Source organism: uncultured Aquabacterium sp. (assembly GCF_913773725.1).
In the GTDB taxonomy this organism is placed as follows: domain Bacteria; phylum Pseudomonadota; class Gammaproteobacteria; order Burkholderiales; family Burkholderiaceae_C; genus Aquabacterium.
The window spans coordinates 1-6,919 of the sequence record NZ_CAJYGK010000138.1 but is presented as its reverse complement, the minus strand read 5'-3'; the positions used below and the strand labels follow the sequence as shown (position 1 = coordinate 6,919).

At 65.8% G+C, this 6,919-nt stretch carries 8 protein-coding genes and 1 pseudogene; 3 read left to right on the top strand and 6 right to left on the bottom strand.

The features are described 5' to 3' along the window. From QZ709_RS16475 to QZ709_RS16465, 3 genes and pseudogenes are all read left to right on the top strand, one after another. The coding region (locus QZ709_RS16475) for an AMP-binding protein (RefSeq protein ID WP_294638522.1) at positions 1 to 1,081 on the top strand (1,081 nt) is incomplete at its 5' end. 12 nt (positions 1,082 to 1,093) lie between these two features. Beyond that, positions 1,094 to 1,417, top strand: a pseudogene (locus QZ709_RS16470) (CoA transferase); the annotation flags it as partial. Positions 1,418 to 1,566: 149 nt separating this feature from the next. Further along, complete coding sequence (locus QZ709_RS16465; protein WP_047468992.1) at positions 1,567 to 1,845, top strand: hypothetical protein; 279 nt, start codon at positions 1,567 to 1,569, stop codon at positions 1,843 to 1,845. On the opposite strand, the gene QZ709_RS16460 is transcribed toward QZ709_RS16465, so the two are convergent. The 6 genes from QZ709_RS16460 to QZ709_RS16435 all read right to left on the bottom strand — a co-directional run. Continuing rightward, positions 1,842 to 2,633, bottom strand: a complete 792-nt coding sequence (locus tag QZ709_RS16460) for a DNA adenine methylase (RefSeq protein ID WP_269198475.1) — start codon at positions 2,631 to 2,633, stop codon at positions 1,842 to 1,844. The two genes, QZ709_RS16465 and QZ709_RS16460, sit on opposite strands and share 4 nt — an antisense overlap. Continuing rightward, positions 2,554 to 2,787: a Com family DNA-binding transcriptional regulator gene (locus tag QZ709_RS16455; RefSeq protein ID WP_082001474.1), complete on the bottom strand. Its 234-nt coding sequence runs from the start codon at positions 2,785 to 2,787 to the stop codon at positions 2,554 to 2,556. The genes QZ709_RS16460 and QZ709_RS16455 overlap by 80 nt, the downstream gene beginning before the upstream one ends. 145 nt (positions 2,788 to 2,932) lie before the next feature. Beyond that, positions 2,933 to 3,154, bottom strand: a complete 222-nt coding sequence (locus QZ709_RS16450) for a hypothetical protein (protein WP_047468998.1) — start codon at positions 3,152 to 3,154, stop codon at positions 2,933 to 2,935. Then, a complete protein-coding gene (locus QZ709_RS16445) occupies positions 3,147 to 5,039 on the bottom strand; it encodes a hypothetical protein (RefSeq protein WP_294638520.1) in 1,893 nt (630 codons plus the stop codon). The genes QZ709_RS16450 and QZ709_RS16445 overlap by 8 nt, the downstream gene beginning before the upstream one ends. Next, positions 5,036 to 5,479, bottom strand: coding sequence for a hypothetical protein (locus tag QZ709_RS16440; RefSeq protein ID WP_047474328.1), 444 nt, complete (start codon positions 5,477 to 5,479; stop codon positions 5,036 to 5,038). Before QZ709_RS16440 ends, QZ709_RS16445 begins: the two co-directional genes overlap by 4 nt. Beyond that, a partial coding sequence (locus QZ709_RS16435; RefSeq protein ID WP_052013886.1) for a LamG-like jellyroll fold domain-containing protein occupies positions 5,476 to 6,919 on the bottom strand: 1,444 nt, incomplete at its 5' end. The genes QZ709_RS16435 and QZ709_RS16440, both read right to left, overlap by 4 nt.

Below are 6,919 nucleotides of genomic sequence, written 5' to 3'. Positions count from 1 at the left end.
GGGCACCACGGGCCACCCCAAGGGCGTGCTGTACTCGCACCGCTCCACCGTGCTGCACACGCTGATGGAGCTGGCGCCCGACACCTTCGGCCTGAACGCGCGCGAGACCGTGATGCTCATCGTGCCCATGTTCCATGCCAACGCCTGGGGCACGCCCTATGCGGCGGCCATGGCCGGCGCACGGCTGGTGCTGCCCGGCCCCCACCTGGACGGCCAGAGCGTCTACGAGCTCATGCGCGACGAGAAGGTCACCTTCTCCCAGGGCGTGCCCACCGTGTGGCTGATGCTGTTCCAGTACCTGGATGCGCATCCCGACATCGACCCGCGCGCGCTGGGCGTCAAGAGCATTGGCATCGGCGGCGCGGCCGTGCCGCGCGCCATGCTGGAGCGCTTCGAGAACCAGTTCGGCGCCCAGGTCGTGCAGGGCTGGGGCATGACCGAGACCAGCCCCATCGGCGTGGTCAGCAAGCTGCTGCCCCGGCACGACGCGCTGTCGGGCGAGGAACTGGTCAAGGTCAAGCTCAAGCAGGGGCGCGGCGTCTGGGGCGTGGACCTCAAGATCGTGGACGACGACGGCCGGCCCCAGCCCTGGGACGGCCAGGCCCGGGGACACCTGCGCGTGCGCGGCCCCTGGATCGCCAGCGGCTACTTCAAGGGCGAAGGCGGCTCGCCCGTCGATGAGGAAGGCTTCTTCACCACGGGCGACGTGGCCACCATCGATGCCGACGGCTTCCTGCAGCTGGTGGACCGCGCCAAGGACGTGATCAAGTCGGGCGGCGAGTGGATTTCCTCCATCGACGTGGAGAACGCCGCCATGGGCCATCCCGGCGTGGCCGAGGCCGCCATCATCGGCGTGGCCCATCCCAAGTGGCAGGAGCGGCCGCTGCTGCTGGTGGTGCCGCGCGCAGGCCACAGCGTCAGCCGCGAGTCCATGCTCGACTTCCTGTCCACGCGCATCGCCAAATGGTGGCTGCCCGACGACGTGCTGCAGGTGGCCGAGCTGCCGCACACGGCCACGGGAAAACTGCTAAAGACCAAGCTGCGCGAGCAGTACAAGAACCATCCACTGCCCACGGCCTGAAAGGAGACCTCCATGCCAGGACCGCTTGAAGGCGTGCGCGTGGTCGAGTTCGCGGGCCTGGGCCCGGGGCCGTTCTGCGCCATGCTGCTGGCCGACATGGGTGCCGAGGTGCTGCGCATCGCGCGGCCCGGCACGCCGGTCGATGCACAGGACATCACCACGCGCAGCCGCAGCCAGGTCGAGATCGACCTGCGCGGCGAGGAAGGCCAGGCCTCGGCCCTGGCGCTGATCGCACGCGCCGACCTGCTGGTCGAGGGCTTTCGGCCCGGCGTGATAGAGCGCCTGGGCCTGGGCCCCGAGCCCTGCCTGGCGCGCAACCCGCGCCTGGTCTACGGCTGAAGCGCGCCGCGATAAATTTGCCTCATGAGCTGAGATAAATGACCACCGAAGCTGTTTCCAACCGTGCAAGAGAATTGCACGCCTAGAAAACTGCCGTTGGCCTTGTCGTGACGGCATCATCGTTGCTTTCACACAAGGAGCATCCCATGCTTGAAACACTGACGAAAGACGAGCTGAGGCTCAAGATCATTTCACTCCTGCAGGACGACAACCGTACGCTGGGGCAGCTCGGTACGATCTACGAGGAGATTGAAATTGTCGAGTCTGCTGGTGTCACACAGAGCAACTGGCAACTGTCATTGAACACTGAAGCTGATCTGACCGAGGCGGCTAAAGATGCTGTACGGGATGCAGCAGAAGCCGCACAGACCAAATGGCGCATCGACCTGCCCTACCTGGGGAGTTCAGCGCACCGCATGTTTTAGAAGAGCCCAGCGGGCTCTGCCTCCCGGTCCCAGCTGTAGATGACCAGCTCGCCGCGCTCGACACGATTGGCGCCCCCACCCACGGTGTAGTCCAGCTTGAGAGCCTCCATGTCGAAGTCCCTGAAGCACTCTCGGATCGCGGGGTGATCATTGATGCTGACCACTGCTTTGCCCTTGATCGTTTTGAGCTTGGCCGCCATCAGCTCGTACTGTTCCCAAGGAAACGGCACGCCGTACCCCTCAGTCTCCCAGTAGGGCGGATCAGCGTAGAAGAGTGTGTGCGGCCGGTCGTAGCGGTCAATGCACGCCGCCCAATCGAGCTGCTCGACGTATGTGCCGCCCGCAAGGCGCAAATGCGCCGCTGACAGCGTTTCTTCGATGCGCAGCAGGTTGATCGCCGGAGCCGTGGTTGCCGTGCCGAACGTCTGGCCGCTCACTTTCCCCCCGAATGAGAGTTGCTGTAGATAGAAGAACCGAGCCGCGCGCTGCACATCTGTGAGCGTCTCCGGCCTGGTCTCCTGCAGCCACTTGAAAACCTGCCGGCTCGTCAGCGCCCATTTGAACTGCCTGACGAATTCCTCAAGATGGTGCGTGACGACTCGGTACAGGTTGACCAGATCGCCGTTGACATCGTTGAGGACTTCAACGTCGGCGGGGTGGCGGGCAAAGAAGACCGCCGCGCCGCCCGCGAAAAGCTCGACGTAGCAGCTATGGTGGGGAAACCGCTTCAGGAGCAGGTCGACGAGGCGGCGCTTGCCGCCGATCCATGGGACTATGGGGTTTGTCATTTATCTCAGCTGTAGGCCCTCTGAGGAGCTCTGATGGGGCGCTCGAGGCGCTCAGCTGATTGAATGCCCCACAGCGGGGGCATTTGATGCTCAGGCGGGTGTACTCACCCTCCGCGAGCTTACGGCGGCAGGAGCCGCAGCGTATTTCTTCCATTGCAAGCACCTTTCCTATACGGAAAATCCGGTATGCTGGCGCCGCTCTCGCGAGGGTGGCGTGCCTTGCCGGGCTTGCAGGCACGTTCTGCATGTTCGGGGCTCGACCTGGTGTTACCGCACCCGGCCGGGTCGCCCGTCTTTTTTCAGATCACGTCTATGTAAACAGGTAGGTCGGGCGCTGGTCCCTGTATCACTCCTTCCAAAACAAAAACAGTGGCCCCCTCGGCGGCCTGGCCCTTCGCACGCACCAGGCCCGCGCCGGGCAGTTCCACAGTGACCGCGCCATCGGCGACGGCCGCCACCTTGCCGATCTGCACTCGGCCAGGCGCAAGGATTTCACGAAGCTGCAGGTAGAGGTTAGACATGGCTGTCGATCTCCAGCGCCTGCGTCAAAACCGGAAACTGCTGCGAGATCGACGTGCCGCGCACGATGCCCAGGCGCCGGGTGCCTGCGTCGTCGTAATAGCGCAGCACGCGGCCTGGCTTGATCACACCCGTTTCTGCCAGCACGGGCAGCGTCATCTTGTGCTTGAGCTGTCTGCCCGACTCGGCCAGTTCTGCGATAGCACGGGCTTTTGCCGCGCCGATGGTCGTAATCAAAGGATGCACGGCCATTGGCTGCTTGAGCACGTCGCCGGCCGTGCCGGTGCGCGTCAGGTCGCCCATGACGCCGCCCGCTTCGCCGGCCACAAAAATGCGGTTGTATTCAGGCACGTCGATCACCTCGGTCTCGTCCACCTCGGCAATGCCCTCCGGCAGATCGATGTCAGGCGCCAGCTCGTTCCACCGCCACCATGGCAGCGGCCACGCCGGCAGCGCATGCAAGACGGGGTCCGTGTCGTGCGGCTGCAGGTAGCCGCCCACGCTGCCAGCGATGTCTGTAAGTGCGCTGATATAGGTGCCCTGGTGCATCCACACGCCGCCCGGCACCAGCCAGTCCGTGAGTTGGAAATCCACGGCCCAGCCGAAGCCCACGCCATTGACAGTAAGAACCTCGCTCATGAGCTGCTGCGCCGTGCGGTCCAGCGTGTGCGTGAACGTCTGCACGGGCGCGTGCGGCGCATCCAGCAGCGCAGCTTTGCCCCGGCCCGAGACAGTGACCATGTGCTCGGGAAACCGCTTGCTGCGGCCGATGCGCTCGCCCTGCATGCGAAATGGCTGACCGTTGACGCGAACCTCCAGTTCGACGGGCTGTCCGCCTGGGCCGGGCATGAGCGCATCGCGCGCAGCGGCGTGGAAGCTGGCGGAAAACGTCCAGGTCCACGACTGCCGGTTGAGCGACATCTGGAAGCTCTCGCTGGGCAGCGGGTCGCCTGCCAGGGCGTCCGCGCGCCGGATCTCGACGGAATTGATCACGATGTAGGTCCTCCTCGCAGGCACGACGATGCCGGGCGTTGGGGTGTTGCGGTCTTCGCAGATGAAGACCAGGCGCGTCGGGCGGCCGCTGACAGCCGGCGCCCGGAACAGCAGGCGCACGGGCGAGCTCGGGACGTAGCACGGCGTCGTGCCCGGGGGCACGACAACCGGGCTCTCGCCGGGCGCGGGCCGGATGGCCTCTTGCCAGTGGGTGTCCAGAACGATGCGCCAGCGATCCGCGTCGCCGAAGCCCGTGCGCAACCACTCGGAGCGAGGAACGGCCTCTTGCCAGGTGCCCACCACAGCCGCGCGCAGGCGCAGCGCTTCCTGGTACTCCGCGACCAGGCCGCCCCGCAGCCCCTCACCTTGCTGCCAAGCACTGACGCTGCCAGCACGCACGCGCAGGGCCTCATGCCAGGCTGTGTAAAAGGCTGCGCGCCGGCCCTCGCCCTCCTGCCAGTCACTCGCCACTGTGGCACGCATGCGCAGTGATTCATGCCAGGCCGCCACCTCGCCCGCGCGCAGACCGTCGCCAGGCTGCCACGCACTCGCGCACGCTACGCGCAGTTGTGCGGTCTCCTGCCAAGTGGTCTCCAGTGCCTGCGCGAGGGGCACAGCCATCCGCCAAGCCGTGCCCAGCTCGGCCCGCGTCGTGCGGCTCACGTTGGCATCCCACTGGCTGCGGACGTGGCCGCGCAAGCCGGTCACGCGGCCCGCCCCCGAGGCGCGGACTGCTACGCGGGCGCGGATGTGGCCGCGCAGGCCCGTGATGCGACCGCCGCCCTCGACAGTGACGGGCGGCGGTGTGCTTCCATCGTCGCGCCCGAACACCAGCGGCACGGGACTGCCCGTGTGCGGCGCGGAACGAAAGAGCAGCCTGGTGCCCTCTGTCATGACAGGGCCACCATGCCGAGCTGGACCAGGCCGCCCGTGTAAAGCATCGGCGATGACTCGCCCTCGGGCGTGGCGCCGCCGACGACGCGCAAGCCGCCGCCGTGGTCCATGTCCGTCACATCGCAGCGCGCCAGCACGGCGCCATCCGCCGCACGCCACTCGGCCCACCTCGGCAGGCCGTTGGACTGCACCATGGCGCCTGCAGGCGTCTCAACATACAGCACCAGGCTGCTGCCGATGATCGCGCCGCTGGGCTTGGCCAGGACGATCTCGGCCTGGGGCGCATCCGCATGCGGGTCCGTGATCAGCGCCGGCCTGGCTGTCGAGAAAAGCGCCAAGCTGGCCCGGCCTGGCCCGGTGTCTGCGCGTGTCAGCATCGCAGCCAGTTGCGCCAAGGCCGTCGTTTGCGTGATCTCCCAATCGCTGGCTGGCGCGCTCATGGCATCAGCTCCATTCCGCCCGTGACCAGGCTCAGGTTGTCGGCGATGACCGCGCGGTAGTTGTGCTCGTAGTCGTGGGCGATGACCGTGTAAGCGTGTTCGGTCTCGATGTACTGGAAGTCGTAGGCCCCGGTCGCTGCGTCGCTCCACTGCTGCTGCACGACCATCAGATCGATGTCGCGGAGCAGTGTCACGCGCCGGCGCAGCGGCACGTCTGCAGGCGACGCATCGCGCTCGACCGTGCCACGAATGCGGCCGTTGGCTGCCCTGTCGAACAAATAGTTGGTCCTGGACTTGCCTACAAGCCCGAGGAGAGTTTCGCCAGTCGGTGGCATAGCGCCGCCAGGTGAAGCTACGACAAACCCGGAAGACAAGGCTCGGCCTGCGACGCGGTTGAGCAAGATGGTCGATGCCTGGGCGCTGAGAGGCAATGAAGGCACAGCGAACGGCCCCGTGTACTCTGCGCGGGGGCTGAAGCAGACATCGTCGATCCAGCCGAGCCATCGGTCCGAAGAAACGCCATTGAACTGCTGCATACCGAGCGCGATGCTGCCGCTGGCAAACGCCGCAGGCCCTGCCGGACTCGACCCGGTAAAAGCCGCTTCGCCGTCCACGAACATCGTGTATATCGATCCCGCACGGACGAGCGCAAGGTGCACCCAGGTGTTGGGCTGCACGGCCCGCCCGGTACCAGGATTGAGCGTTGCCGAACCGTTGGTCGCATACAGCACGTACTTGCCGTTATAGACGCCGATGTTGGCCCGATTGTTGAGGTCAGAGCCGAGCTGAAGCAAGTGCGACCAGGTGGTTGCTGTCGGCCCCGTGAAGTACGACCATGCTTGTAGCGTGAAGTCCCCGCCTCCATAGCTGAATCCGTCGACCTGGATGCGGCTTGTATCGTTGCCTGCGAACCATGAAGCTGCGCCGAACCGGGCTTGTGCAGTGCTGCGGGCAGCTGACGAGCCGCCGTACTGGACAAGTTGAGCACCACCGAACGCCAGGTTGCGTGGCACCGAAGTATCTGCTTCAAAGTCGATGAGCAATTGCACAGCCTCGTTGGTTGGCGTGCGCGGAAAGCCCATGGCGCTTGCAGTCAGGGCTCGCGGGCCGGGCCATGCGATACCCCAGTAGCTGCATGCAGTGGTCCACAGCGCGCCATCGTCGGACCATTGCAGGGTCGCCATGAGAGAAAAGCGCAGCGGGTTGGCAGACGAGCCGAGGCGGATGTCTGTCACGTCCTGCGGCGACGCTCCAAAATCCCAGATCAACGTCACCCCGCGCGGCAGGCTGACCGACGAGACAGCCGAACCATCTGACAGCGCGGCGACGTTGGCGCCGTTGCTTGCCGTGAGCGTGGCTGAAGCATCCACGCGCGTTGTTCCGGCGAGAAGCTGGAACTCTGTCAGTTCGATCACCGCGCCGTTGTCGTAGGGCTCCATG